At 41.5% G+C, this 24,523-nt stretch carries 24 protein-coding genes; 9 read left to right on the top strand and 15 right to left on the bottom strand.

Features of this window, described 5'->3' with window-relative positions; translation table 11 throughout:
* Positions 1 to 20: 20 nt before the first annotated feature.
* A complete protein-coding gene (locus tag OQX61_RS00925) occupies positions 21 to 758 on the bottom strand; it encodes an electron transfer flavoprotein subunit beta/FixA family protein (protein ID WP_265839759.1) in 738 nt (245 codons plus the stop codon).
* 45 nt (positions 759 to 803) lie between these two features.
* On the opposite strand from OQX61_RS00925, the gene OQX61_RS00920 reads away from it, so the two are divergent.
* Positions 804 to 1,139: a tetratricopeptide repeat protein gene (locus OQX61_RS00920; RefSeq protein ID WP_265839758.1), complete on the top strand. Its 336-nt coding sequence runs from the start codon at positions 804 to 806 to the stop codon at positions 1,137 to 1,139.
* 8 nt (positions 1,140 to 1,147) lie between these two features.
* Positions 1,148 to 2,350, top strand: coding sequence for a chromate efflux transporter (gene chrA, locus OQX61_RS00915; protein WP_265839757.1), 1,203 nt, complete (start codon positions 1,148 to 1,150; stop codon positions 2,348 to 2,350).
* 13 nt (positions 2,351 to 2,363) lie between these two features.
* On the opposite strand, the gene dnaB is transcribed toward chrA, so the two are convergent.
* On the bottom strand, positions 2,364 to 3,929 hold the full coding sequence (gene dnaB, locus OQX61_RS00910; protein WP_265839756.1) for a replicative DNA helicase: 1,566 nt from the start codon (positions 3,927 to 3,929) through the stop codon (positions 2,364 to 2,366).
* Positions 3,930 to 4,139: 210 nt separating this feature from the next.
* Between dnaB and rlmB the strand changes: the two genes are divergently transcribed.
* The gene (gene rlmB / locus OQX61_RS00905) at positions 4,140 to 4,907 is read left to right on the top strand and encodes a 23S rRNA (guanosine(2251)-2'-O)-methyltransferase RlmB (RefSeq protein WP_265839755.1); all 768 of its coding nucleotides are present in this window, start codon (positions 4,140 to 4,142) and stop codon (positions 4,905 to 4,907) included.
* Between the two features lie 53 nt (positions 4,908 to 4,960).
* On the opposite strand, the gene OQX61_RS00900 is transcribed toward rlmB, so the two are convergent.
* The 3 genes from OQX61_RS00900 to OQX61_RS00890 all read right to left on the bottom strand — a co-directional run bounded on the left by OQX61_RS00900 (position 4,961) and on the right by OQX61_RS00890 (position 8,406).
* Positions 4,961 to 6,232, bottom strand: a complete 1,272-nt coding sequence (locus OQX61_RS00900; RefSeq protein ID WP_265839754.1) for an Hsp70 family protein — start codon at positions 6,230 to 6,232, stop codon at positions 4,961 to 4,963.
* A gap of 101 nt (positions 6,233 to 6,333) precedes the next feature.
* Entirely contained in the window at positions 6,334 to 7,425 is a 1,092-nt protein-coding gene (locus OQX61_RS00895) for a mannose-1-phosphate guanylyltransferase (RefSeq protein ID WP_265839753.1), read from the bottom strand.
* 15 nt (positions 7,426 to 7,440) lie between these two features.
* Positions 7,441 to 8,406, bottom strand: a complete 966-nt coding sequence (locus tag OQX61_RS00890; RefSeq protein WP_265839752.1) for a KpsF/GutQ family sugar-phosphate isomerase — start codon at positions 8,404 to 8,406, stop codon at positions 7,441 to 7,443.
* A gap of 89 nt (positions 8,407 to 8,495) precedes the next feature.
* On the opposite strand from OQX61_RS00890, the gene recQ reads away from it, so the two are divergent.
* The gene (gene recQ, locus OQX61_RS00885) at positions 8,496 to 10,685 is read left to right on the top strand and encodes a DNA helicase RecQ (RefSeq protein ID WP_265839751.1); all 2,190 of its coding nucleotides are present in this window, start codon (positions 8,496 to 8,498) and stop codon (positions 10,683 to 10,685) included.
* 34 nt (positions 10,686 to 10,719) lie between these two features.
* Positions 10,720 to 11,535, top strand: a complete 816-nt coding sequence (gene kdsA, locus OQX61_RS00880; RefSeq protein ID WP_265839750.1) for a 3-deoxy-8-phosphooctulonate synthase — start codon at positions 10,720 to 10,722, stop codon at positions 11,533 to 11,535.
* A 93-nt stretch (positions 11,536 to 11,628) separates the two neighbouring features.
* Here kdsA and OQX61_RS00875 read toward each other — a convergent pair whose 3' ends face one another.
* Together OQX61_RS00875 and OQX61_RS00870 are read right to left on the bottom strand one after the other, a co-directional pair.
* A complete protein-coding gene (locus OQX61_RS00875; protein WP_265839749.1) occupies positions 11,629 to 13,527 on the bottom strand; it encodes an OmpA family protein in 1,899 nt (632 codons plus the stop codon).
* Between the two features lie 54 nt (positions 13,528 to 13,581).
* Entirely contained in the window at positions 13,582 to 14,205 is a 624-nt protein-coding gene (locus OQX61_RS00870) for a 7-carboxy-7-deazaguanine synthase QueE (protein ID WP_062548135.1), read from the bottom strand.
* Positions 14,206 to 14,331: 126 nt separating this feature from the next.
* Here OQX61_RS00870 and OQX61_RS00865 point away from each other — a divergent pair, with 126 nt between their 5' ends.
* The gene (locus OQX61_RS00865; protein ID WP_265839748.1) at positions 14,332 to 14,664 is read left to right on the top strand and encodes a Rieske (2Fe-2S) protein; all 333 of its coding nucleotides are present in this window, start codon (positions 14,332 to 14,334) and stop codon (positions 14,662 to 14,664) included.
* Positions 14,665 to 14,702: 38 nt separating this feature from the next.
* On the opposite strand, the gene OQX61_RS00860 is transcribed toward OQX61_RS00865, so the two are convergent.
* From OQX61_RS00860 to OQX61_RS00835, 6 genes are all read right to left on the bottom strand, one after another.
* Positions 14,703 to 15,584 carry a tetrahydrofolate dehydrogenase/cyclohydrolase catalytic domain-containing protein gene (locus tag OQX61_RS00860; RefSeq protein ID WP_265839747.1) on the bottom strand — a complete coding sequence of 294 codons (882 nt, stop codon included), beginning with the start codon at positions 15,582 to 15,584 and terminating at the stop codon, positions 14,703 to 14,705.
* 22 nt (positions 15,585 to 15,606) lie between these two features.
* Positions 15,607 to 17,394 carry a translation elongation factor 4 gene (gene lepA / locus OQX61_RS00855; protein WP_265839746.1) on the bottom strand — a complete coding sequence of 596 codons (1,788 nt, stop codon included), beginning with the start codon at positions 17,392 to 17,394 and terminating at the stop codon, positions 15,607 to 15,609.
* Positions 17,395 to 17,473: 79 nt separating this feature from the next.
* The gene (locus tag OQX61_RS00850) at positions 17,474 to 18,199 is read right to left on the bottom strand and encodes a copper homeostasis protein CutC (RefSeq protein WP_265839745.1); all 726 of its coding nucleotides are present in this window, start codon (positions 18,197 to 18,199) and stop codon (positions 17,474 to 17,476) included.
* A gap of 27 nt (positions 18,200 to 18,226) precedes the next feature.
* Positions 18,227 to 19,258, bottom strand: coding sequence for a N(4)-(beta-N-acetylglucosaminyl)-L-asparaginase (locus OQX61_RS00845; protein ID WP_265839744.1), 1,032 nt, complete (start codon positions 19,256 to 19,258; stop codon positions 18,227 to 18,229).
* A 31-nt stretch (positions 19,259 to 19,289) separates the two neighbouring features.
* Positions 19,290 to 20,093, bottom strand: a complete 804-nt coding sequence (locus OQX61_RS00840) for a nitrilase family protein (RefSeq protein ID WP_265839743.1) — start codon at positions 20,091 to 20,093, stop codon at positions 19,290 to 19,292.
* A 25-nt stretch (positions 20,094 to 20,118) separates the two neighbouring features.
* Positions 20,119 to 21,264, bottom strand: a complete 1,146-nt coding sequence (locus OQX61_RS00835) for a methionine aminotransferase (RefSeq protein WP_265839742.1) — start codon at positions 21,262 to 21,264, stop codon at positions 20,119 to 20,121.
* 67 nt (positions 21,265 to 21,331) lie between these two features.
* Between OQX61_RS00835 and OQX61_RS00830 the strand changes: the two genes are divergently transcribed.
* On the top strand, positions 21,332 to 22,099 hold the full coding sequence (locus tag OQX61_RS00830) for a queuosine precursor transporter (protein ID WP_265839741.1): 768 nt from the start codon (positions 21,332 to 21,334) through the stop codon (positions 22,097 to 22,099).
* Between the two features lie 83 nt (positions 22,100 to 22,182).
* Here OQX61_RS00830 and OQX61_RS00825 read toward each other — a convergent pair whose 3' ends face one another.
* Positions 22,183 to 22,563: a GreA/GreB family elongation factor gene (locus OQX61_RS00825; RefSeq protein WP_265839740.1), complete on the bottom strand. Its 381-nt coding sequence runs from the start codon at positions 22,561 to 22,563 to the stop codon at positions 22,183 to 22,185.
* Positions 22,564 to 22,783: 220 nt separating this feature from the next.
* A complete protein-coding gene (locus OQX61_RS00820) occupies positions 22,784 to 22,933 on the bottom strand; it encodes a hypothetical protein (RefSeq protein ID WP_265839739.1) in 150 nt (49 codons plus the stop codon).
* Between the two features lie 308 nt (positions 22,934 to 23,241).
* Between OQX61_RS00820 and OQX61_RS00815 the strand changes: the two genes are divergently transcribed.
* Positions 23,242 to 23,421 carry a histone H1 gene (locus OQX61_RS00815; protein WP_182954181.1) on the top strand — a complete coding sequence of 60 codons (180 nt, stop codon included), beginning with the start codon at positions 23,242 to 23,244 and terminating at the stop codon, positions 23,419 to 23,421.
* A gap of 62 nt (positions 23,422 to 23,483) precedes the next feature.
* Positions 23,484 to 24,476 carry an L-glyceraldehyde 3-phosphate reductase gene (gene mgrA / locus OQX61_RS00810; protein WP_265839738.1) on the top strand — a complete coding sequence of 331 codons (993 nt, stop codon included), beginning with the start codon at positions 23,484 to 23,486 and terminating at the stop codon, positions 24,474 to 24,476.
* Positions 24,477 to 24,523 lie beyond the last annotated feature (47 nt).

Here is a 24,523-nt window from a genome sequence, read left to right as displayed (position 1 = left end):
AAAAATAGGAATAGAACGGTTTAGATCACTTTTGCTTCGGTGTGTAAAAGACCAATCAGCTCTGCTGCGGATTCGGCAGGGATCAGTTTCACCGCACCACGAGGGGCAGGGGTTTCAAACTTAGTCACCTGGCTCATTTGCGCGATTTCTTTGGCTTCTACTACTTGTAGCGGTTTAGATCTTGCAGACATAATACCTCTCATATTTGGGATGGTGGCCACAGCAGTACCTTCTGCACAACTAGCAACAAACTTGCCCGTTACAGAAACTACTTCTTTTCCACCTTCAATTTCACGTTCTATAGTTGCTGTCGTTCCATCATAATCCAATTTCTTGATGATAGAGATCGACGGGATATCTAAAAATTCGCCTACCATTGCAGCTACCTGTGATCCATTGTAATCAATAGATTCACGACCGCAAAGGATCATGTCGAAGTCTGTAGTTTTAGCATACTCCGCAATCTGGTAAGCAGTGAAGTAAGCGTCTCTAGGTGCAGCGTTAATTCTGACAGCATCATCTGCTCCGATGGCAAGTGCTTTTCTTATGGTTGGGTCTGTAGTACTTTCTCCAACATTGATTACGGTAACGGTTCCTTTACCACCCTCACACAGTTCAATTGCTCTTGATAAGGCAATTTCATCATACGGATTTACAATAAATTGTACGCCTGATGTATTGAATTGTGTATTATCGTTAGTAAAAGTTATTTTTGTCGTTGTGTCGGGCACATTACTGATACAAACTAATATTTTCATAAAATTGTCTTTTTGCAAATCTAATTAAAAAAGCAGGGATTTAAAATGCAAAGTACCCGATTAGCAAAGTTATTGGAGTTTTTATCCAATGATCCTCATGATCCATTCGTTCTGTACGCTTTAGCTACGGAATACAACAATTCAAATGACGTAGAACAGGCATTTGAATATTACTTAAAACTAACCGCTGATCACCCGGATTATGTAGGTACTTATTACCATCTTGGCAAGCTTTATGAGAAGGAACAGCAAAAAGATGCTGCCCTGGAAACGTATCAGAAAGGGATGGTTGTTGCCAGAAATAAAAGAGATATGCATGCATTTTCTGAATTGCAGGGCGCCTATAATTCTGCTGCCGGCCTGGATTACGAAGACGATTAGCCATGGGGATGGTGAACAAAAGACAACTGTTGTTTATCAGAGATGTGTTCCTTTTTACGTTTACTGCTTTTGGCGGTGCACAGGCACATCTTGCTTTATTGCTTAAATATTTTGTACAAAACGTCAGGTATATTACGGAAGAGGAACTCCTGGAATTAAATGCACTGTCTCAGGTGCTGCCAGGTCCGGCTTCTACCCAAACGCTGGTGGGGATCGCTTACAAAGTAGGCGGTCTGAAACTGGCCCTGATTACTTTTCTCATCTGGATTATTCCTTCGGCTGCGGTGATGACTTTCGCGGCCATCAGCTTTGCGAAATGGGATCAGCAGCAAAAATTCAGCGGGATTCTGGTGTATATCCAGCCTATCGCTTTAGGGATTGTTGCTTTTGGTGCTTTTAATCTGGCAAAAAGAGTGTTGGTTTCGCAGCTGACGATCTTTCTGGCCGTTGCTGCAGTGGTGATTACGATGGTGTTGAAAAATGCCTATGTGTTCCCTATTTCCATTTTAATAGGAGGGATGATCTCCTCCGCGATCGGTACGCCTAAAGAGGAGAGTGAGCTTAGGGTACGCTTGTTTTCTAACATCAACCCTAAAAAACTGATCTACTTTATTGGGGTGTTACTGATCCTGGCGGCTTTAGGTGCCATCATCAACCGTACCTCTCTTTTTAGTTTACCGATCAGGTTGTTCGAGAATTTTTACCGGAACGGAATCCTCATTTTTGGTGGCGGACAGGTTTTGGTGCCCCTGATGTTTACGGAGTTTGTAGAAATGAAGCATTACCTGAACGGGACGAACTTCCTTTCCGGATTTGCTTTGCAACAGGCTTTACCAGGTCCTACGTTTTCATTTACCAGTTATGTTGGTGCGTTGAGCATGAAGACTTTTGGTTATGGGCTAACCGGTCAGATTCTGGGCGGTTTTGTCGCGGTAATGGGTATAAATTTGCCAGGCCTGATCCTGGTTTTGTTTATTGTACCTTTTTGGGAAGACCTGAAAAAGATTTCCCGCATCAAGTATTCGATGGTGGGCATCAATGCGGTCAGTGTGGGTTTTATTATTGCCGCTTTTATGCTGTTGGTGCAGCCTATGGGCCTAAATCTATTGTCAATAGGAGTGATGCTCTGCACTTTTCTGGTGCTGACCTTTACAAAAATAAGCCCGCCAATAATTGTACTGGCGGGCATATTACTAGGTTATTTCGTATAGATTTTATCCTGTTTTAAAAAGGAGCGTCATCGTCATGCATATCATCCATTCTGGATGGTTTGATGATGATGTTTCCTGCCGGACGGTCAAAGTCCTGCGAAGGGGCCATGCCTGCACTGGTGTCCATAGAGAAGGAAGTTGGTGCAGCAAAGTTATCCTCCAAATCTACAAATTTAACATATTTACCGATGAAGCGTAATGGAACGATACCGGTTTCACCATTACGGTGTTTCGCGATAATTACCTCTCCGATACCTGCTTGTGAACGTCCTTGCTCATCTTCTGTAATTCCGTAATATTCCGGTCTGTAAAGGAAGAGTACCATATCCGCATCCTGCTCAATGGAACCAGATTCCCTCAAATCGGATAGCATCGGGCGTTTACCGTTTTGTCCGGGTCTGCTCTCTACCGCACGACTCAATTGAGAAAGTGCCAGTACAGGGACGTTTAATTCTTTGGCTACAGATTTCAGGGCTCTCGAGATACTACCGATTTCCTGCTCCCTGTTTCCACCACCGCCTTCACCTTTACCATGCATCAGCTGCAGGTAATCGATGATGATCAGTTGTAAGTCGTATTGTGATTTTAACCTTCTGCATTTCGCTCTGAATTCAAAGATGTTCAGGGCAGGGGTATCGTCAATTAATAATGGTGCTTCTGTTAAGGTACCGATTTTGCTATGGAGCTGTTGCCATTCCCACTCTGCAAGGTTTCCTTTTCTGATTTTCTCCTGCTCGATTTCGGTTTCTCCGGAAATCAAACGATTCACCAACTGTACTGAGGACATCTCCAGGGAGAATACCACTACCGGACGTTTGAAATCTACTGCTGCGTTTCTCGCACAAGTCAGTACGAAGGCGGTTTTTCCCATCGCCGGACGTGCCGCGATGATCACTAAATCTGAAGGCTGCCATCCACCGGTAATACGGTCAAGGTCGGTAAAGCCGGAAGGAACCCCTGTTAGTCCGTCGCTTTTTCCACGAAGGGCTTCTAAGGTGGCTAAGGATTGTTTTACAATCTCATCCATTTTCTGGGTATCTCTACGCAGGTTATTCTGTGCAATGTCAAATAGATTTTTCTCTGCATGATCCAGCAGGTCGAAAATATCTGTAGTGTCTTCGTAAGCATTCTGAATGATCTCCGAAGAGATTCTGATCAGCTCTCTTTGAATGTATTTTTGAGAAATAATCCTCGAGTGGTATTCGATGTTTGCAGCAGAGGCTACCCTGTTGGTTAAATTGGTAATGTAGTAAGCACCGCCTACCATTTCCAGTTGACCCAGGTTTCTAAGCTCTGCGGTAACGGTTAAAATATCAACAGGTTTTGATTTCTGGAATAATAAGGCAATCGCCTCGAAGATTTTCTTATGCGCTTCCGCATAAAACACTTCTGGTTTTAAAATGTCAATTACCGTAGATAGGGCATCCTTTTCTAACATTAAAGCACCTAAAACAGCCTCTTCAAGGTCTAATGCCTGTGGAGGTATCTTTCCCATGGTGTTCATGGAATTGTTTAATCTGGTCTTCCTGGCTGTGAAGTTCGCTTTATCTTGTCCCTGATTTCCGTTGTCGTTACTCATGGGCACAAAAATATGGAAAAATTAGGGCCTTTGCTTAATTCTTTTATGAACATTTAAAAAGGAGAAATACTGGATTTGCGCTAATGATTTTCCATAAGGCCGGATTTTATCAACCGAACTATGTGGAAAAGAGTTAGTTAGCTCCTTCGGAAAATTGGTTTCCTTTAATCGCATTATTTCAGCTATTTTTGCGCTTCAATTTTAAGAAAGATGGAACATTCGAGGAGACCTGCGAGAGCTAAAGAAAATAATGAATTCGTATTTGGCATACGAGCTGTAATAGAGGCTATTAAAGCTGGTAAAGATATTGAAAGTATTTATATTCAGCGCGGATTAGGCGGCGATTTGATCGTGGAGCTGAAAGGATTTTTGAAGGATGTAGATGCGCCGGTTCATAATGTTCCGGTAGAAAAACTGAACAGAATGACCTTGAAAAATCACCAGGGTGTGATTGCAGTAATCTCTGCCATTTCTTTCCAGAAAATTGAAGACATTATTCCTGCGGTTTATGAGAAAGGTGAAGTGCCATTGGTATTGATCCTGGATGGTATCACAGATGTACGTAACATGGGTGCAATTGCCAGAACAGCAGCTTGTGCTGGTGCGCATGCGATCATCGTACCTACGAAAAACTCGGCTCAGATCAACGCTGATGCAATTAAAACTTCTGCAGGTGCCTTATTCAGTATTCCGGTTTGCAGACACCCAAACCTTCATAAAGTTGCCTTGTATTTACAAGACTGTGGCTTGCAGATTGTTGCTTGTACAGAGAAAACAAATGATTTGATTTATGCACCGGATTATACGGCCCCTACGGCAATTGTAATGGGCGCAGAAGATGAAGGAATTTCAAATGAGATCATGAGAATGGCAAATCACCTGGCTAAAATCCCAATGATTGGAGAGATCAGTTCACTGAATGTTTCTGTTTCAGCAGGCGTAATTCTTTACGAAGCGATCAGACAACGTCAGTCATAAATATTACAATACCTTGATATTTTGGGAGCCTGCCAGCAACAGGCTCCCTTTTTTTATGCTTCTTCGAATAAGTATCCGCTATAAGCCAGTCCTTTGGCTACACTGATAAAGTTATCTCCTGAGTTCACAGGTACTTCCGGGAATCTGCTGTTAAACAGATCTTTTACTGCGGATACCATAGAGGTTCCGCCAGTCAGGAATAAACTGTCGATCTCCGCCGGATTGATCTTGTTTTTCGTTAGAAACTCTTCCAGATACATGCTGATCTTTCTTAAATCCCTTTGGATAATCTTGTTGTATTGATCTAAGGTTACGTTCTGATCAATTTCGATTGCCATGTTGCTATACGTAAATGGGGCTTCCTCTTGTTTGGATAAAGCTACTTTCGTTTTCTCAATGGATTGAAACACAGAATAACCAAGGTTATGATCGGTCAGGGTGATCAGGTTTTTGAATTTCGGGTCTTGTTTAGAGTAATGGTAGTAAGTCTGGATATCATTCCTTACTTTGATACCATTAAAGAAATTCATCTGCTCCCAGGAACAGATATTGCTGAAATAGGAGTTCGGGACAGTCAGCATTTTACCTGGCGCAGCTTCGTAAAGGGTGTCTTTACCAAAGTGAGGAGTTCCCTGATCCCACATGAAAGAGGAATCAAAGCTGTCTCCGCCAATGTAAATACCACCGGTAGCTAAGATGTCATTCTTACGGTCTTTACTGCCCACTTTTGCCGGATCTAATTCCAGGTAGGTGAAATCTGTTGTTCCACCGCCAAGATCGGCAACGAGTACTTTTTCTTTTTTAGTGATGGTTTGCTCGTAAGCAAAAGCTGCTCCGATAGGTTCAAACTGAAAACGAATATTGGTAAATCCGGCACTCTCTGCAGCTTTGTTTAAGCGTTTCTGGGCTAATGCATCTTTCGCACTGCTCTCATCATCAAAGAAAACAGGTCGGCCGATAATGGCTTTCTGGCAGTCATAGCCGATGATTTGATCCGCTTTGAATTTCAGGTCTTTTAAAATCAGGGTGACCAGGTCAGAAGCGTTGTATTTTTTACTGAATACCCGGGTTTCGATGAAACTGGTTCTTGGTAATACTCTTTTCACCGATTTCATAAAACGACCTTTCATACCATCATTGATATAGGCGTTTATCGCTTCTTCCCCAACATAGTGGGTTAGAGCATCTGTTTCAGTTGCCTCATCTTTGAAGTACAGGATAGAAGGAACGGTAATGGTAGCGATGATTTCTTTTTTTTCATCGTCATAAATGGATAGGGCAGAATTGGTAGTTCCAAAGTCAATTCCGTATAAGTACTTAGTCATTGTAATGATAAATTTGGAGGCAAAAATTGTTAAAAACAATACATCCGGAATTCAGCCTTAGCCAGAATCCGGATGCATCTTGTAAAATGGTAAAGTCCTGATTATATATATTTTGTGCCGAATTTTGATTTTACATCGGCAACAATCTGTTTAATGTTTTGTTCTTCTGTTCTCGGACAGATCATGAGGGTGTTGTTAGACTCGACTACAATATAGTCGTGAAGGCCCTGAAGGATCACCAGCTTGTCTTTTGGGACGTTGACCATGCAGTTTGAGGAATCATACATCATTACTTTTTCTGCCGGAATCACCGCATTACCAACGTAATCATGTGCTGCAATTTCGTAGATCGAAGCCCAGGTACCCAGGTCTGACCATCCAAAATCTGCCGGAAGAACGTATACGTTATCTGCTTTTTCCATAATCCCAAAATCTATAGAGATATTGGTGCACTGCTGATAAGCGTCGCTAATGAAGCTGGCTTCTCTTTCGGTGTTGTATATCGGATTGCCCTGAAGGAAGATGTCATGCATGTCCGGAAGGTGTCTGGCGAAAGCTTTAGTGATCGATTTGGCCGACCAGATGAAGATCCCTGCATTCCATAAAAAATCACCACTCTGAATAAATGATTTTGCAAGATCCAGGTTGGGTTTCTCCGTAAAGATTTTCACCTTATGGATCTGATCGTCGGTAGGAAGGGTGTTTTCTACATACTGGATATAGCCATAGCCTGTGTCAGGTCTGCTCGGTTTGATGCCTAAGGTAATCAGGCAGTCGTTTTCTGATGCTGCTTTTAAAGATTGCTCTATTGCAGCGATAAATGCGTCCTGATTGGTAATGGTATGATCTGAAGGCGCTACAACAATCGTTGCGTTGGGATTCAGGTTCAGAATTTTCATGGAGCCATAAGAAACGCATGGTGCGGTATTTCTCATGATTGGTTCCGCAAGTACCTGATTTGCGGGCAGGTCCGGAAGTTGTTCTTTAACGATACCTGTATAGATCTCGTTGGTTACAACAAAGATATTTTCTGGTGGACAGACTTTTAAAAAACGCTCATATGTACTTTGAATCAGGGTTTTACCGATTCCGAAGAAGTCGATAAACTGCTTTGGGAATTCTGTTCTGCTGACAGGCCAGAATCTACTGCCAACGCCACCGGCCATTATTAACGCGTAATTATTTTTATTCATGCTAAATCGAAAGTATTAAATTATGCCTTCCTGTAGAAGGTCATGTAAATGGATCATCCCAAAGTACGCTCCGCCATCTGTCACTAATAATTGAGTGATGTTATTCTCCTTAATCATTTCCAGTGCATTGATGGCTAAAAGATCTTTTTCAATTTTTTTAGGATGAGGATTCATGAGATCACTTGCTTTAATATCGGCTAAATTAGTATGTTTTTCTAACATTCTCCTGATATCTCCGTCAGTAATGATTCCTAAAATCGTATCCGCCTCAATAACAACCACTGCGCCTAAACGGTTTTGACTAATTTCAATAATGACATCTTTTACCGAAGCCGTTGGTGGAATGGATGGTTTTTGGTTTTTCAGGGCGATATCGCCGGATTTTAAATAAAGTCGTTTTCCCAATGCGCCTCCGGGATGGTACCTGCCGAAATCTTCTTCATTGAAATTTCTTGCATTCAGCAGACAAATGGCGAGGGCATCACCCATTGCCAATTGCGCAGTAGTGCTGGTGGTAGGTGCCAGGTTATGCGGACAAGCTTCTTTGGCTACGGTAGTATTCAGAATCAGGTCCGCCTGTACGGCAAGATCGGAGTTGAGTTGTCCAACCATTCCAATCATCAGGTTCCCCGATTGTTTCAGTAAAGGAGCAAGGACTTTGATCTCCGGCGTGTTTCCGCTTTTGGAAATACAGATCACAATGTCGTCTTTCTGGATCATTCCAAGGTCTCCGTGTACCGCATCTGCCGCGTGCATAAAGCTTGATGGAGTGCCCGTAGAATTGAAAGTTGCCACTATCTTTTGCGCAATAATGGCGCTTTTGCCGATTCCAGTGACGATAACACGTCCGTTACATTGAAGAATATGGTCGATAATCTGGCAAAAATCATCATTTATATGGTCAATTAGCCCCAAAATGGATTGAGCTTCCAGTTGTAACGTGTTGACTGCGTCCCCGATAATAGCTTTTTTACTTTTCAAACAGAATTAATTAGTATATTGATGCTTTGAATTAGTGCAAAATTATGTTATTTTGAAGTAAATATAGCACTGAATATTTTATACGCGTAATGGATGTGAAAAAGTCGTTGTTTGATAACTTGCAAACCTTTTTTGGTTTTGATAATTTTAAAGGTGACCAGGAGTCTATCATCACCAATGTTCTCGAAGGAAAGAATACGTTTGTGATTATGCCTACAGGTGGAGGGAAGTCCATATGTTATCAGTTACCCGCGCTCATGAGCGAAGGTACTGCAATTGTTATATCGCCCCTGATTGCCCTGATGAAAAATCAGGTGGATCAGCTGAGGGCATTTGGTGGAAGCGACAGCATTGCACACTTTTTAAACTCTTCTTTAAACAAAGCGGAAATTACCCAGGTAAAAAGTGATCTGTTGAGCGGGCAAACTAAATTATTATACGTTGCTCCGGAATCTCTTTCCAAGCCAGATAATATTGAATTCTTAAAGTTGATCAAGATTTCCTTTGTAGCTGTTGATGAAGCCCACTGTATTTCGGAATGGGGACACGATTTTCGTCCTGAATACCGAAAAATCAGACAGGTGATCTGCGGGCTGGGTGAGGATATCCCGATTATCGCTTTAACGGCTACGGCCACCCCGAAAGTACAACAGGATATCATTAAGAATCTACAGATGTCTGATGCAACCTTGTTTAAATCGTCTTTTAACAGGCCAAACTTATTTTATGAGATCCGCCCGAAAAGAGATGTTATCAAGGAAATGATCAGGTACATCAAGTACAATACCGGAAAATCAGGAATCATTTACTGTCTGAGCCGTAAAAAGGTGGAAGAGGTGGCGGAAGCGCTAAATCTGAATGGCATCAAGGCTTTGCCTTATCATGCCGGTCTGGAGCCTAAAGTACGTGCAGATACACAGGATAAGTTCCTGATGGAAGATGTAGAGGTAATTGTAGCAACCATCGCTTTTGGGATGGGGATCGACAAACCTGATGTACGTTTCGTAATCCACCATGATATTCCTAAGAGTATGGAAGGCTATTATCAGGAAACTGGTAGAGCTGGAAGAGATGGCGGTGAAGGCGTATGTATTGCTTTCTATGCACAGAAAGATGTAGATAAGCTGGCGAAATTCATGAAGGATAAACCAGTGTCTGAGCGTGAAATCGGTACACAGATCCTGAAAGAAGTAATCGACTATGCCGAATCAGGTGTATGCCGCAGAAAACAGATCCTGCATTATTTTGGAGAAAACTTCAATGAAACAGGTTGTAACTGTATGTGCGACAACTGTAAAAAGCCTAAGAAACTTTTTGAAGCGGAAGAGAACCTATTGGTTTTACTGAAGTTGATTCAACGTATTGGCGAGAAATTTGACGATGCACATATCCTGAACATTTTTACCGGATCAGAAACAGCTCAGACTATCGCTTACGAGCATGGTAAGATTCCTGAATTCGGTTTAGGAATGGTTGAAGGAGAAAATTATTGGAAGTCCTTAATCCGCCAGTCGGTATTAAATAACTTCCTTTCTAAAGATATTGACAATTATGGCCTTTTAAGGCTGACAAATAACGGTAGAGATTTTATCGAAAATCCATATAGCCTTAAATTTGTACTCAACGAGCCGATAGAAAGTGCGGCAGATGATGACGAAGATGATGTGAAACATGGATCAGGAACTTTAGATACACAGTTGTTGCAACTGCTGAAGGACCTGAGAAAGAAAATCGCCAAGCAAAAGAATGTACCACCATTCGTGGTGTTCCAGGATCCTTCGCTGGAAGAAATGTGTACGCATTATCCAATTGCTATGGATGAGCTGAAACAGATCTCTGGAGTTGGAAATGGTAAGGCCATGAAGTTCGGTTCCCCATTTATTGAGCTGATTAAAAAATACGTGGAGGACAATGATATTGAACGCCCGATAGACCTGATCATTAAAACTCAGGCCAATAAATCGCAGCTGAAAGTATCTATTATCCAAAATGTAGACAGACAGATTAGTCTGGAAGACATCGCTAAATCTAAAGGCATCACTTATTTTGATATCTTAAAAGAGATTGAGGCCATCGTGAACTCCGGAACTAAGCTAAATCTGAACTATTTCGTAGATGAATTGATTGATGAAGATCGTCAGGATGAAGTATTCGATTACTTCCAGTCTGCCGAAAATGATTCGATTGATGAAGCACTGAAAGAATTGGGGGAAGCAGATTATTCCCGCGAAGAGATTCAATTGATGCGCATCAAGTTCATGTCTGAATTAGGTAATTAACAGGTCTCAATACGTAATTATTACAACCACAAAAATGATCAATTTTCCACTAGATAATTTAAAACACCAGGAATCAAATAATTTCTTTTTAATGGCCGGACCATGTGCTATTGAAGGGGAGGATATCGCTATGTGCATTGCAGAGAAGATCATCACGATTACTGATAAGTTAGAGATTCCCTTTATTTTTAAAGGTTCCTACCGTAAAGCCAACCGCTCTAAAGGTGGTTCATTTACCGGAATCGGGGATGAGAAAGCTTTGAAAATTTTAGAAAAGATAGGTAAGACGTTCAATGTGCCTACGGTAACTGATATCCACGAAAGTGCAGAAGCTGCAATGGCTGCCGCATATGTGGATGTACTGCAAATCCCGGCTTTTCTTTGTCGCCAGACCGATTTACTAATCGCTGCCGCGAAAACCGGCAAGGTTGTAAACGTAAAAAAAGGACAGTTTTTATCTGCTGGTTCTATGAGATTCGCTGTAGAAAAGATTGTAGAGTCAGGAAATAATAAAGTAATCTTAACGGATCGTGGTAACACTTTCGGTTATCAGGATCTTATTGTTGATTATCGTGGGTTGCCGGAAATGCAAAGCTTCGGAGTGCCTGTAGTAATGGATTGTACGCATTCCCTGCAACAACCTAACCAAAGCTCTGGTGTTACCGGTGGTAAACCGGAATTGATTGAAACCATTGCCAAAGCAGCAATTGCTGTAGGTGCTGATGGTCTGTTTATTGAAACACACCCTGATCCTGCAAATGCAAAATCAGATGGCGCGAATATGTTACACCTTGATTTACTGGAAGATTTGCTGGTAAAACTAGTTAGAATAAGAAAAGCGGTTATTTAACCGCTTTTTTATTTATAAGGGAAAGTAATATCCGGGAGGCCTCCTCCTGTAAGTGTTCGCATTCCTGTTCTTGCGCTCAGCCTGTGATGCAGGTTAGATTTTAGTAATCAGGAAGGAAGTTCTTCTGTTCTGCTTACGCTTTTCTTCGGTATCATTACCAGCGATAGGTTTACTTTCGCCATAACCTTTAAAGGTTAATCTGGAAGGATCTATTTTTTGCACAATCAGTTCGTCATATACGGCTTTAGCACGATTCAGCGATAGTTTCTCATTCTGAAGATCGTTTCCTACATTATCTGTATGTCCCTGGATTTCTATTTCCAGCGTTTGGTTATTCTTTAACAATTCGATTAAGGTGCCCAGTTCGGTAACCGATGCAGGTAGCAGACGGTATTCATTGGTGTCAAAAAAGATGTTCCTTAACACCATGTTGTTGCCGGGTTTTAAGCGTTCCAGGTTAATCTCCAGCAGAAAAGGCTGCGTTCTGCTGCCTGGACCCAGCTCATAGTTTTCTGAATAAAACAGGTAGCCATCTGCACTGGCATTGAAGGCGTAATTGGCACCTATAGGCATTACCGCAAGGAATTCGCCGTTTTCTTTAGCCGTAAAATCGTTGTAGGCCGTGCTTTTAGTGAGGAGGTTAACGACTTGCACTCTGGCATCCAGAAAGTTCCGGCTTTCTTTATCGCGAACTACTCCTTTTACATAAGTAACGGGCAGGGGTTGTTTATCAACGGGTAGTTTAAACTGATAGATGTCCATATCTCCGTAGCCATCTTTCAGGTTGGAAGAGAAGAAGGCGCTGCTACCATTCGGACTAACAATCAATCCACTTTCTTCATTAAAGGTGTTGATGGGGTAGCCCATATTTAAAGGAGCGCTCCAATGGCCATTGTCCAGCATACGGCTGATGAAAATGTCTTTATTACCCATTCCCGGCCATCCATCCGAAGAAAAGTATAGTGTTTTCCCATCTGCATGTAAGAAGGGGGTGTTTTCGTCGTAAGGGGTGTTGATTTCCGGACCCAGATTAACAGGCGCAGACCATTCGCCTTCTCCGTTGAGATTGGATTTCCAGATGTCATACCCACCGATTCCACCGGGCCTGTTGCTGACAAAGTAAAGGGTATTGCCATCCGGACTGATGGCAGGCTGAGATTCCCAATAAGCACTGTTTACCGGTGCTCCAAGGTTAAAGGGTTCTCCCCAGTTATTTCCTTCTTTGTGACTCACGTAGATGTCGCAGCGCCCCAGTCCATTTGGACGGTTACAACCCGTGAAAAACAAATATAAGCCGTCTGGTGAGATGGATTGTGCACCTTCATTAAATTGCGGGGTATTGATTTTGCTACTCAGGGGAAGCGCTGTTGCCCATTCGTTATTTGCCTTTTTAGAAAGGAAGAAATCTTCGTTTCCGTCTATATTACGACTAAAAATCAAGGTTTCATTGTCGGCAGTGATGGCAGGGAAATAATCGCGGTAGGCAGTGTTAATCTGAGGCCCCAGATTAACCGGTTCGTATTGCTGCGGTGTCTTTATTGCCTCAATGGCAAACTCACAATCCTTCTGATATTTTTTTGCTCTGGCGAGGAAAGCAGGGTCATTGCCCGGGTATTTGCTGATGAATAAGCTGAGATGTTGTAAGGCATTGGGATAGTCGCCGCTGAAAAGCTCACATTCCCCAAGTCCGTAATACATACGTGGCTCGGGCTGAGCATTTAGTTCAATCGCTTTGCGGTAATATCCTTTTGCCTCTTCGTAAGATTTGATTCTCCTGTTGAGCTCTGCCAGCTGGAGAATGGCATTTTGAAATGCCGGATCAGCCTTTACAGCCTCTTTTAAAGCCGCAATGGCTTCTACATAGTGATTGTCATTTAAATGGACCTGCGCCTCCTCAAAGCTAGCCATAGCTTTCCTGACCGTAGAAGTCTGGGCTTTAACACCGGCAATAATCAGGAAATACAGCAAAAGCGCAACAGATATTCTTTTCAAACCGCTATTGTTAATCATTTAGAATTAAATATAGCGAAAAATCTGTGTTCGTGATTAAGGGATATTTAAATATTTATGTGTTTGTAAGGAAATTTCCCATTTAGGATTCGCCATCACATAGTCAATAATCAAAGGGGTAATTTCCTTAGATTTAGACCATTCTGGTTGTAGATATAATTTACAGGTGTCCGAAACGGTAGCTGCATATTGCTCTGCCCATTCAAAATCACTCTTGTTAAATACAATGACTTTTAACTCATTGGCGAATGGAGTGATGTCCGGACGGGGAGCTTTAAATTTCTTTGGAGAAAGACAAATCCAATCCCAGGTGCCTGAAAGGGGATAAGCTCCGGAAGTCTCAATAAAGGTCAGGATGTTCTTTTCCTTTAGTTTTTGAGTTAAATAATCCAGATTATAGATCAAAGGCTCACCACCGGTGATGACTACTGCTTTACCCGGAAAGGTATCTGCTTTGGCTACAATATCATCTGCTGAAGTTAGCGGATGTAATTCTGCATCCCAGCTTTCTTTAACATCACACCAGTGGCAACCTACATCGCAGCCTCCTAAACGGATAAAATAAGCCGCTTTTCCTGTGTTAAATCCTTCGCCCTGTATGGTGTAAAACTCTTCCATTAATGGAAGTAATGTGCCGTCTGCTGGTATATTGTGTGCCATATATTATTCGGCAAAGGTAAATAAAATAATCACGGGAAATGGGATTATATGTATATTGAGCGGATTTATATGACCAACCTATGAAAAAAGAAGGTTCATTTTTAATCATTTATCTAAATATGGCGTATGCTAAAGTGGTATAAATTGGAAGGTAACTTTCCTGAGGAAGACTTTGTAGAACAGATTAAGGTGAATGGCAAGAAATTATGTCTGGTCAGACATCAGGGCCATGTTTTTGTCGTTCAGAATAGTTGTCCGCATGCCGGAGGAATACTGAGTGGCGGAACCTGTAAAAATGGGTACCTGATTTGCCCGATACACCGTTGGGAATATAACCTGCAAACCGGAAGAGGGGCAGAAGGACAGGGGGATTATATTGATACTTACCCTGTAGAAACAAGACCCGATGGGATCTATGTGGGCCTGAAAGAAAGCTGGATAAAAAAGCTCTTTAGTTGAGATAACTAAAGAGCTTTTTAAGTAATGGTATATCTTGCTTAAGAATAGATTTCTTTCTTTGCAGAAGCTAATGTGTTTTTCAACAAGCCTACAATCGTCATCAGACCTACACCTCCGGGAACCGGAGTGATCCATGAAGCTTTAGGAGCTACGTTTTCAAAATCCACATCACCATACAGTTTAAATCCTGATTTGGTCTCTGTAGAAGTTTCTCTATTGATACCAACATCAATGATGATCGCACCTGGCTTCACCATATCCGCAGTTACAAAGTTCTTTTTACCAATTGCAGCAACAATAATATCTGCCTGTAAAGCCAGCTCTTTTAAGTTAGCCGTTTTACTGTGTGTTAACGTTACCGTACAGTTTCCTGGATTAGCGTTTCTAGCCATCAGGATACTCATCGGACTACCAACGATATTACTTCTGCCTACTACCACACAATGTTTTCCGGTAGTATCGATTTCGTAAGCCTGAAGCATCAACATGATGCCATAAGGAGTAGCAGGGATAAAACAAGGAAGATTCCTCATCATACGTCCAAGGTTAACCGGATGAAATCCGTCTACGTCTTTACGATAATCAATGGTTTCAGTTACTTTTTCAGGATCGATGTGCTTAGGAAGGGGTAACTGAACAATTAGTCCGTCTACTCCGGCATCCTGATTGATTTCTTCAATCTTTTGTAGCAACTCTGCTTCTGTTACCGAATTGTCGTATCTGATCAGGGAAGATTGAAAACCTACCTTTTCACAGTTTTTCATTTTGCTGGCAACATAGGTTTCACTACCCCCATCATTTCCCACCAATATTGCAACCAGGTGTGGTTTTCTGCCACTCTCTGCTAAGAAAGAAGCAGCTTCAGCTGCGATCTCCAGTTTTATTTTCTCTGATGCGAATTTTCCGTCAAGTAACTGCATGTAATTCTTATGATGTTATTTATTAATCTAATTTAAGTACGGCCATGAAAGCAGATTGTGGAATTTCCACATTACCTACCTGACGCATACGTTTCTTTCCTGCCTTTTGTTTTTCAAGTAACTTACGTTTACGTGAAATATCACCACCATAACATTTAGCGGTTACATCTTTACGTAATGCACTTAGCGTTTCTCTGGCAATAACTTTTGCGCCGATAGAAGCCTGGATTTTAATCTCGAATTGCTGACGAGGAATTAATTCCCTCAGTTTTTCACAGATTTTCTTTCCAAAATCATAAGCATTGCTACGGTGAATTAACGAAGATAAAGCATCTACAGGTTCTTCGTTCAATAACATATCTAATCTGACCAGGTCCGATTTACGGTAACCTATCTGATGATAGTCAAAGGAAGCATAACCTTTAGAAATTGTTTTTAGCTTGTCATAGAAGTCGAAAACGATCTCTCCCATAGGCATTTCAAAAACAAGCTCTACACGGTCTGAAGTCAGGTAAGATTGGTTTACGATAATTCCTCTCTTCTGGATACATAGCGACATTACCGGGCCAACAAAGTCAGCTTTAGTAATGATATTCGCTTTAATATAAGGTTCTTCAACCGCATCCAGTTTACTTGGATCTGGTAAGTCTGAAGGGTTATTTACAATAATTTCTTCACCCTTAGTTGTTCTTGCAATATAAGATACGTTGGGTACAGTGGTGATCACAGTCATGTTGAACTCACGTTCTAAACGTTCCTGTACGATCTCCATGTGCAACATGCCAAGGAATCCGCAACGGAAACCAAAGCCTAATGCCGCAGAACTTTCAGGTTCGAAAACGATAGAGGCATCATTCAACTGCAATTTATGCATGGCTTCACGAAGTTCTTCAAACTCATCCGTATCCACCGGGTAAATCCCTGCGAAAACCATTGGTTTAACCTCTTCGAAACCTTGAATAGACTCTAAGGAAGGTCTGTCTACAGTAGTGATCGTATCACCAACTTTAACTTCACGAGCTTCTTTAATACCAGATATGATATAACCTACATCACCGGTTTTAACCACACTACGTGGCGACATATCCAGTTTAAGGATACCAACTTCGTCTGCTAAATATTGTTTACCTGTATTGATGAATTTAACTTTATCACCTTTTTTAATCTGACCGTTAACTACTTTATAGTAGGCAATAATTCCTCTGAAGGGATTGAAAACAGAGTCAAAGATTAAGGCTTGTAATGGTGCTTCAGGATCACCAAGCGGTGCCGGAACACGGTCTACAATAGCTTGAATGATAGCAGGAATACCCAATCCGGTTTTACCTGAGGCAGGAATAATATCTTCACGTTTACAGCCGATTAAATCAATAATCTGGTCACTTACTTCCTCAGGCATAGCCCCTGGTAAGTCCATTTTATTTAAAATCGGAATAATTTCAAGATCATGCTCTAAAGCAAGGTATAAATTTGAAATGGTTTGTGCCTGAATTCCCTGAGATGCATCAACAATAAGTAAGGCACCTTCGCAAGCAGCGATGGAACGGGAAACTTCATAAGAAAAATCTACGTGTCCGGGCGTATCAATCAGGTTGAAATTGTATTCAATATCACCAACCTTATAGTTCATCTGAATGGCGTGGCTTTTTATCGTGATCCCACGTTCACGTTCCAAATCCATATTATCCAACAACTGAGCCTGAGCCTCACGTTGGGTAATGGTTCCAGTATATTCTAACAGACGGTCAGCTAGTGTGCTTTTCCCGTGATCAATATGTGCAATTATGCAAAAATTACGTATGTGCTTCATCAGTGGCGCAAATATAGGATTTTGAGTCGATTAATTTATCGGAAATTAATCATAGTATGTTGTAATGACTTCAGCATTACTAAGCGTTGGCCAGTTGGATCAGGGTTTTAACGGTATTGACATCGGTTAGGTCATAGCTAAATTCATCTTCGCTGGTGCCCATACTTAGGTTCGGATTTCTGAATTGCATCTCGCTTTTTACGGCATGTTTAGCCGAAGCATGGAATTCTGTTGCTCCGGTAATGCGGATGATTTCCGCAATATTATCTGTTTTCACGCCTGCACCAGGCATGATACTGATTCTTCCCGCGGCCTGTTTGATTAAGGCTTTGATTCGTGTTGCACCTGCCAATGCCGAAGCTGCGGCACCAGAGGTTAATACTCTTTCACAGCCAAGTTCGATCAGGTCTTCTAAACCTTGCTCCAGGTCATTACACATGTCAAAGGCTCTGTGGAAAGTGATTTTCATCGGTCTGGCCAGTTCAATTAATTCGGCACAACGTGCTTTATCTATGCTGCCATCGTCTTTAAGTATGCCAATAACCACGCCATCGCAATTTAATGATTTACAGATTTTAATGTCCTCCTTCATTAAGCGGAACTCCAGGTCAGAATATAAGAAATCTCCACCTCTGGGGCGGATGATCGGATACACTAAAATGTGCAGTAATTCTTTTGCCAGCTTTAGCTGTGCATAACTGGGAGTGGTACCTCCCTCTGGTAAATTGTCGCAGAATTCCACCCTTACTGCGCCACCTTCCTGTGCTGCCAAAGCAGAAGAAAGGGAGTTGGCGCATACTTCCATTTGAATCATTTTGTACGGTTATGCGGGTTAGTAATAGCTTTTTCCAGGGATTAATAAATCGTTCTTACTTTGGGTACATACGGCATAACTGAAGCCTTTCTGAATGGCATAAGCACCGTATTCTCCTTTTTTATTTAGCGCAAGGAAACCTACCTGAATGCCTTTTGCAATGTCCGGTTTCTTCTTTATGATCCGCATTACCGCTTCTTTACAAGCTTCTTCAGGAGGATATCCCTGTCTCATCAGTTCGACCACTAAAAAGCTACCCACATTACGGATTACTTCTTCACCAACACCCGTAGAAGTGGCACCGCCAACCTCATTGTCTACAAACAAACCGGCACCAATGATTGGGCTGTCCCCTACACGGCCATGTAGTTTATAAGCCATACCACTGGTGGTACAAGCGCCCGAAATGTTTCCTTTTGCATCTAAAGCAAGCATTCCAATGGTATCGTGGTTATATTGATTTCCAGGTAATCTGGTTGGAGCGGCTTTGTCGTAAAGCTTATTTTCTATGTTCATTACCGGCGCGTATTTTGCCGTTTTCAGCCATTCTTTCCAGGCTTTCTCACTGGATTTAGTCAGCAGGTTTTCTTTTTTAAAACCGTTTTCTAAGGCAAACTGGAGGGCACCATCACCCACAAGCATCACATGAGGCGTTTTTTCCATCACCATTCTTGCCACAGAAATAGGGTGCATAATATGTTCTAAACCAGCAACGGCACCACAGTTACCTAAATCATCCATAATACAGGCATCCAGCGTTACATGGCCATCTCTGTCCGGTAATCCACCATATCCTACCGATTGATTGTTGGGATCAGCTTCAGGAACATGAACACCTTGTTCTACCGCATCCAGGGCTCTTCCCCCTTTAGATAAAACTTTCCATGCTGCCTGATTGGCCGCAATACCGAAATCCCAGGTAGAGATCACGATTGGTTTTACAGGTTCAGTGGACAGGCCAGGGATCATTGCAGCGGCGCTGTTTCTATCAATAGCTAATAAGGAGGCAGAAAGCGCAGATGCTTTGATGAATTTTCTACGGTTAAACATTTTTGGTATAGAGCTTGGTTTTTAGGAGATATTAAATAATTTGAAAGTTATCAGCGTCTTTTAAGAAAGGGAAAGCCCTGCGGGTTTTAGCCAGTTCTTCATAGCCGATGCTGAAGGTGTAAAGATCTTCGTCTTCAGGTTTGTAGTAAACAGTTTTACCCATCGGATCAATACACTGGGAATGTCCGCTATGGTATACTTCTTTGCCATCATGACCAACACGATTGGCGGCGATCACATAACTTTGATTCTCGATAGCACGTGCAGGAATCAACGCATTCCAGTGAATGGCGCGTTTATCAGGCCAGCTGGCGATCAATAACAAGATGTCATATTCTTCATTCTGATTGCGCAACCATACCGGGAAGCGGAGGTCGTAACAGATTGCAAGGCGGATTTTCCAGCCTTTTAATTCTACAATGACTTTGTCCTTGCCCGGAGAGTAGTTTTTATCCTCATCGCCTAAACCGAACAAATGTCTTTTGTCGTAATGACTGTAGCCACCATCAGGAAGCATCCAGATCAATCGGTTATAATAATGACCGTCTTCTTTGATGATCAGACTGCCGGTCACTACACACTCATATTTTTGTGCAATTTCATTCATCCATTGCATCGTTTTACCATTCATTTCCTCAGCAAGTGCTGAAGCATTCATGCTAAAACCGGTATTGAACATCTCAGGGAGTACAATCAGGTCTGTTTTTTCTTTAACGCCTGATGATAATCTTAAAGATAGATTTTGTAGGTTTTTGTCAATATTCTCCCAAAATAAATAGGCCTGGAAAATTGTGATTTTCAGGTTTTTAATACTTAGGTAATCTGGACTTTCCATTTATTGTAATTTAAAGGGATGTAAATTATAATTTAACTAGTCTTTCAACGGCTTTTTCTAACGTTTCTTGCTTTTTAGCAAAACAAAACCTTAAAACATGGTGGTCCGTATTTCTGATGTAGAAGGCTGAAACCGGGATGGAGGCAACTCCATATTCTTTGATTAACCTTTCGGCCATGGCGACATCTTTTTCATCGCTGAGGTGCTCATAGCTAACGCATTGAAAATAAGAACCATCGCAAGGTAATAATTTAAACTTGGTTTCAGCAAGTAGGTTGCGAAACAAATCGCGCTTCTGCTGGAAGAAAGCTGATAGTCCGAGGTAAGATTGCGGGTCTTTTAAGTAACGCGCTATGCCAACCTGCATGGGTGTGTTCACACTGAATACGTTAAACTGATGTACTTTTCTGAACTCTTTCATCAGCTGTTCCGGAGCCAGGCAGTAACCTAATTTCCAGCCGGTGGTATGCAGTAATTTACCAAAGGAAGCCACGATAAAGCTTCTTTCGCGGAGTTCCGGATACAAAGCGACACTATGGTGCTGCTTGCCATCGAAAATAATATGTTCATAGACCTCATCACTTAAAATCATGATGTCCGTATTTTTGGTTAATTTGATCAGTGCTTTGATGTCTTTCTCCGACAAAACACAGCCTGTTGGGTTCTGTGGGCTGTTTAAGATGATCATTTTGGTATTGGCTGAGAATAGTTTTTTAACCATTTCCCAATCGATCTCATAATTTGGAGGAGCAAGTTCATACGGTTTTACAAGACCACCTAATAATTTTATGGTAGGGGCATAAGCATCATAAGCAGGTTCAAATATGATCACTTCATCTCCGGGATGGATATAAGCGCTTAAGGCAGTAAATATTGCTTGAGTGCCTCCTGCAGTAATATTAATCTCTGTTTCCGGGTTGTAATTTGCCCCGTACAAAAGGCTCATCTTTTCAGCAATCACCTCCCGCAGGGTAGGTAAGCCGGTCATTGGTGCATATTGATTGAAGCCCTGACGCATGGCATCGGCTACATATTCGATGAGTTTCGGATCACAATTATAATCAGGGAATCCCTGAGAAAGATTAATGGCCTGATGTTCTTCCGCTAATTTGGACATGACCGAAAATATATTCGTTCCTGTGCCAGGTAGTTTTGATTGTGTAGCTATCATGTTGCAGCGAAAATAGAAATAATATTTATCCTCTTATATCAGATTTATTTAATAATTTCATCGTGCTATGACTTTTAAAACCAAAGAAAGTAGATTATTACTGATTCTAGGCTCCTTTTTCGTTGCCAATGCCATCCTCTCAGAATTTATAGGCGTAAAGATATTTACGGTAGAGGGGACGCTGGGAATCAAACCATTCGATATTGACTTACTGGGAGTTCCAAATCTCTCCTATAATATGTCTGCCGGGGTACTCACCTGGCCACTGATTTTTATCATGACGGATATTATCAATGAATATTTTGGGGTTAAGCAAGTGCGTTTTTTATCGATACTGGCAGCGATACTAATCTCTTATGCCTTCTTTGTGGTCGGAGGAGCGATGAAACTTTCTCCTTCGGATTTCTGGGTGAACCAAACGATTGATGGCCAGCCACTCAATATGAATGTTGCTTTTGCCGGAATATTCGGGCAGGGGATGTGGATTATCGTAGGTTCTGTTGTTGCTTTTCTGGTGGGGCAGATCGCCGATGTGTTTATCTTTCATAAGATTAAGAAAATAACCGGAGAACGTGCTTTATGGCTTCGTGCCACAGGGTCTACACTAATTTCTCAATTCATAGATAGTTTTGTCGTGATCTTTATTGCCTTTTACCTGAATCCTCAATACCACTGGAGCTGGCAGATGGTTGCTGCAATCGGATTGGTGAACTACACCTATAAATTTGTAGTCGCTATCCTAATGACTCCTTTCTTATACCTGGTACATTACATTATTGATCGTTACCTGGGGAAAGACCTTTCGCAGCGCATGATCAAGTTGGCGGGGAGGTAGGGGACAAAAAAAACCGCAATCCCGGCCTTGTTTACTTCTCGCGTAAAAAAGAGGAATGCGGTTTTAGAACCTGATAATGGCGCTTAGTTCAACTTGTTAACTTCCAGGATTTTAAACTCCTGAATGCCGTCAGGCATTTCCCAGTTGATGATGTCACCTGTTCTATAGCCGAATAAAGCAATGCTGATTGGCGCAAAAACAGATACCTTTTGTACTTTAATATTGGCTTCTTCCGGCATCACAATCTTAAAACTGAATTCTTTACCGGTTTTGGTATTGGCAATTCTCGCTTCAGACTTAAGACATACTACGTCTCCAGGAAGGTCCTGATCTGCATATATAGTGGCTTCTTTAATTTCTTTTCTTAATTTTTCTTTGTTATATGGGCTCATATTGGATTTCTCCAAATGCTCTTTTAATAGTTTTAAATCGCTTTTTGAAAGTGATAATGTTTTTGTTTCCATGTTTTAAATGTCTTAATGTAATGATTGAATAAATTAACTTCTTATAAGGATACAGGGAGGCACAACTGAAAAATTAGGGTTTCATCACTTACGTAGCGTAAGTTTATAATATAAAAAAAGAAAAAAACAATGTACTGCTTTTTCTTAAATTATAAAATAACGAAATTCATCAGAAGAAAAATGCCCCTGAACCGAAGAGTAGAATGAAATGATTCGGGGCTTAAATAATAAAGTCTTTACTGGTTATCTGATAAGTAAAGCCGAAGGGATAGTTCTCCCTGAAAAACCTTTTGAACAGGGCATAGACTTGCAGCTGACTCTTATTATAAGTCATTAACGTTGCCTGATATCTACCTGTTCTTTGTTTCATTATTGCTAATCTCGGTAGGTTTTTTATAATATCAAAGTAAAAGGACATTTATATTGGTATTCATGGGTTTAATTGACATTGGTGTTATCGTTCCTACGATTTTAGCAGTCATGATGAAGAAAAGCTGATGGGGTAGAAGCCCCTCTCCGGCCTGTTAGTAAGGGTTGTGGGGAGTTGAAATCGTCCTATAAAAGAGCCAATAAGGATAAATAAAGGGAGATTTAGTAGAAAAAACGCAATAGAATGGAAGTTATGTACGTTTATTTCTAAAATAATATATATTTGGCCAGAAATTAAAAAATTAAAACATGGAAAAATTTTCAAAAGTTAAAGAATTATTAGCTTCTATTGAAGCTGACGCTGAGAAGTTTTATAGTGCAGGAAACAGTGCTGCAGGAACAAGAGTACGTAAAGCTATGCAGGATTTAAAAGTTCTTGCTCAGGAAATCCGTACTGAAGTTACAGAGAAAAAAAACAGCGATAAATAATATCGATTATTCGAAGACAGTAGCCCTTTTACCAGGGCTACTGTTATTTAATTCCCCAGCTCATGCCTTATACTGCCGCCCCTAACAGATACACTCAAATGCAATACCGCAGATGCGGAAACAGTGGATTGAAGCTCCCTGCGATTTCCCTTGGTTTATGGCATAATTTCGGACATGTAGATCAACTGGAGAATTGCAGTAACATCTTAAAACTGGCCTTTGATAACGGCATTACTCATTTTGACCTTGCTAATAATTATGGTCCGCCTCCCGGATCAGCAGAAGAGAACTTCGGTCGCTTGCTGAAAAGAGATTTTGAAGGCTACAGAGATGAGCTGATCATTTCTTCTAAAGCAGGGTATACGATGTGGGATGGCCCATATGGAGATTGGGGTTCGAAAAAATACCTGATATCCAGTTTGGATCAGAGTCTGAAAAGAATGGGGCTGGAATATGTAGATATCTTTTACCACCACCGTCCGGATCCGGAAACCCCATTAGAGGAGACTATGGCTGCATTGGACCTGATTGTGCGTCAGGGAAAAGCATTATACGTCGGGATTTCTAATTATCAGGCGGAAGAAGCTGCGGAAGCAATGAAAATCCTTCAGCGATTGGGTACACCTTGTCTGATTCATCAGCCAAAGTATTCCATGTATGAGCGTTGGATTGAAGGTGGCTTGTTAGATTTATTAGGAAATGAGGGTGTGGGATGTATTCCATTTTCACCACTTGCCCAGGGCATGTTAACTGATAAGTATCTGAAAGGAATACCTTCAGACTCCCGCGCAGCAAAGTCGCATGGTGCATTGCAGGAAGAGCAGTTAACTCCGGCAAGAGTCAGACAGCTGAATGAATTAAATGTGCTTGCGGAAGGCAGGGGACAAAAACTTGCACAAATGGCCTTATCCTGGATTTTAAGGGACGACCGCATTACCTCCGTATTGGTGGGTGCCAGCAAACCTGAACAACTTTCAGATTCTTTAAAATGCCTGAACAACCTTACTTTTAGTACAGAAGAACTGCAAAAGATTGATCAGATCTTAGCTTCATAAGCTTATGAAATAAAAAGCTGTCTTAAATGAAATATTCAAGACAGCCG

It is taken from the genome of Pedobacter sp. PLR, from assembly GCF_026239675.1.
GTDB lineage: Bacteria > Bacteroidota > Bacteroidia > Sphingobacteriales > Sphingobacteriaceae > Pedobacter.
Note: the sequence above shows the minus strand (reverse complement) of the source record. Positions and strands in the feature narration are given on the sequence as shown.

Coding starts and splice junctions, on each gene's coding strand:
- OQX61_RS00850 (WP_265839745.1), bottom strand. CDS start 18,199: ATGGAAGTATGCGCCAACTCCCTTTCTTCTGCTTTGGCAGCACAGGAA.
- OQX61_RS00840 (WP_265839743.1), bottom strand. CDS start 20,093: ATGGAAAGTCCAGATTACCTAAGTATTAAAAACCTGAAAATCACAATT.
- OQX61_RS00920 (WP_265839758.1), top strand. CDS start 804: ATGCAAAGTACCCGATTAGCAAAGTTATTGGAGTTTTTATCCAATGAT.
- OQX61_RS00895 (WP_265839753.1), bottom strand. CDS start 7,425: ATGAATAAAAATAATTACGCGTTAATAATGGCCGGTGGCGTTGGCAGT.
- OQX61_RS00900 (WP_265839754.1), bottom strand. CDS start 6,232: ATGACTAAGTACTTATACGGAATTGACTTTGGAACTACCAATTCTGCC.
- rlmB (WP_265839755.1), top strand. CDS start 4,140: ATGGAACATTCGAGGAGACCTGCGAGAGCTAAAGAAAATAATGAATTC.
- OQX61_RS00835 (WP_265839742.1), bottom strand. CDS start 21,264: ATGATAGCTACACAATCAAAACTACCTGGCACAGGAACGAATATATTT.
- OQX61_RS00865 (WP_265839748.1), top strand. CDS start 14,332: ATGCTAAAGTGGTATAAATTGGAAGGTAACTTTCCTGAGGAAGACTTT.
- kdsA (WP_265839750.1), top strand. CDS start 10,720: ATGATCAATTTTCCACTAGATAATTTAAAACACCAGGAATCAAATAAT.
- OQX61_RS00925 (WP_265839759.1), bottom strand. CDS start 758: ATGAAAATATTAGTTTGTATCAGTAATGTGCCCGACACAACGACAAAA.
- dnaB (WP_265839756.1), bottom strand. CDS start 3,929: ATGAGTAACGACAACGGAAATCAGGGACAAGATAAAGCGAACTTCACA.
- chrA (WP_265839757.1), top strand. CDS start 1,148: ATGGTGAACAAAAGACAACTGTTGTTTATCAGAGATGTGTTCCTTTTT.
- OQX61_RS00845 (WP_265839744.1), bottom strand. CDS start 19,258: ATGTTTAACCGTAGAAAATTCATCAAAGCATCTGCGCTTTCTGCCTCC.
- OQX61_RS00820 (WP_265839739.1), bottom strand. CDS start 22,933: ATGAAACAAAGAACAGGTAGATATCAGGCAACGTTAATGACTTATAAT.
- recQ (WP_265839751.1), top strand. CDS start 8,496: ATGGATGTGAAAAAGTCGTTGTTTGATAACTTGCAAACCTTTTTTGGT.
- OQX61_RS00860 (WP_265839747.1), bottom strand. CDS start 15,584: ATGCAGTTACTTGACGGAAAATTCGCATCAGAGAAAATAAAACTGGAG.
- OQX61_RS00830 (WP_265839741.1), top strand. CDS start 21,332: ATGACTTTTAAAACCAAAGAAAGTAGATTATTACTGATTCTAGGCTCC.
- OQX61_RS00870 (WP_062548135.1), bottom strand. CDS start 14,205: ATGGCACACAATATACCAGCAGACGGCACATTACTTCCATTAATGGAA.
- OQX61_RS00815 (WP_182954181.1), top strand. CDS start 23,242: ATGGAAAAATTTTCAAAAGTTAAAGAATTATTAGCTTCTATTGAAGCT.
- mgrA (WP_265839738.1), top strand. CDS start 23,484: ATGCCTTATACTGCCGCCCCTAACAGATACACTCAAATGCAATACCGC.
- OQX61_RS00825 (WP_265839740.1), bottom strand. CDS start 22,563: ATGGAAACAAAAACATTATCACTTTCAAAAAGCGATTTAAAACTATTA.
- lepA (WP_265839746.1), bottom strand. CDS start 17,394: ATGAAGCACATACGTAATTTTTGCATAATTGCACATATTGATCACGGG.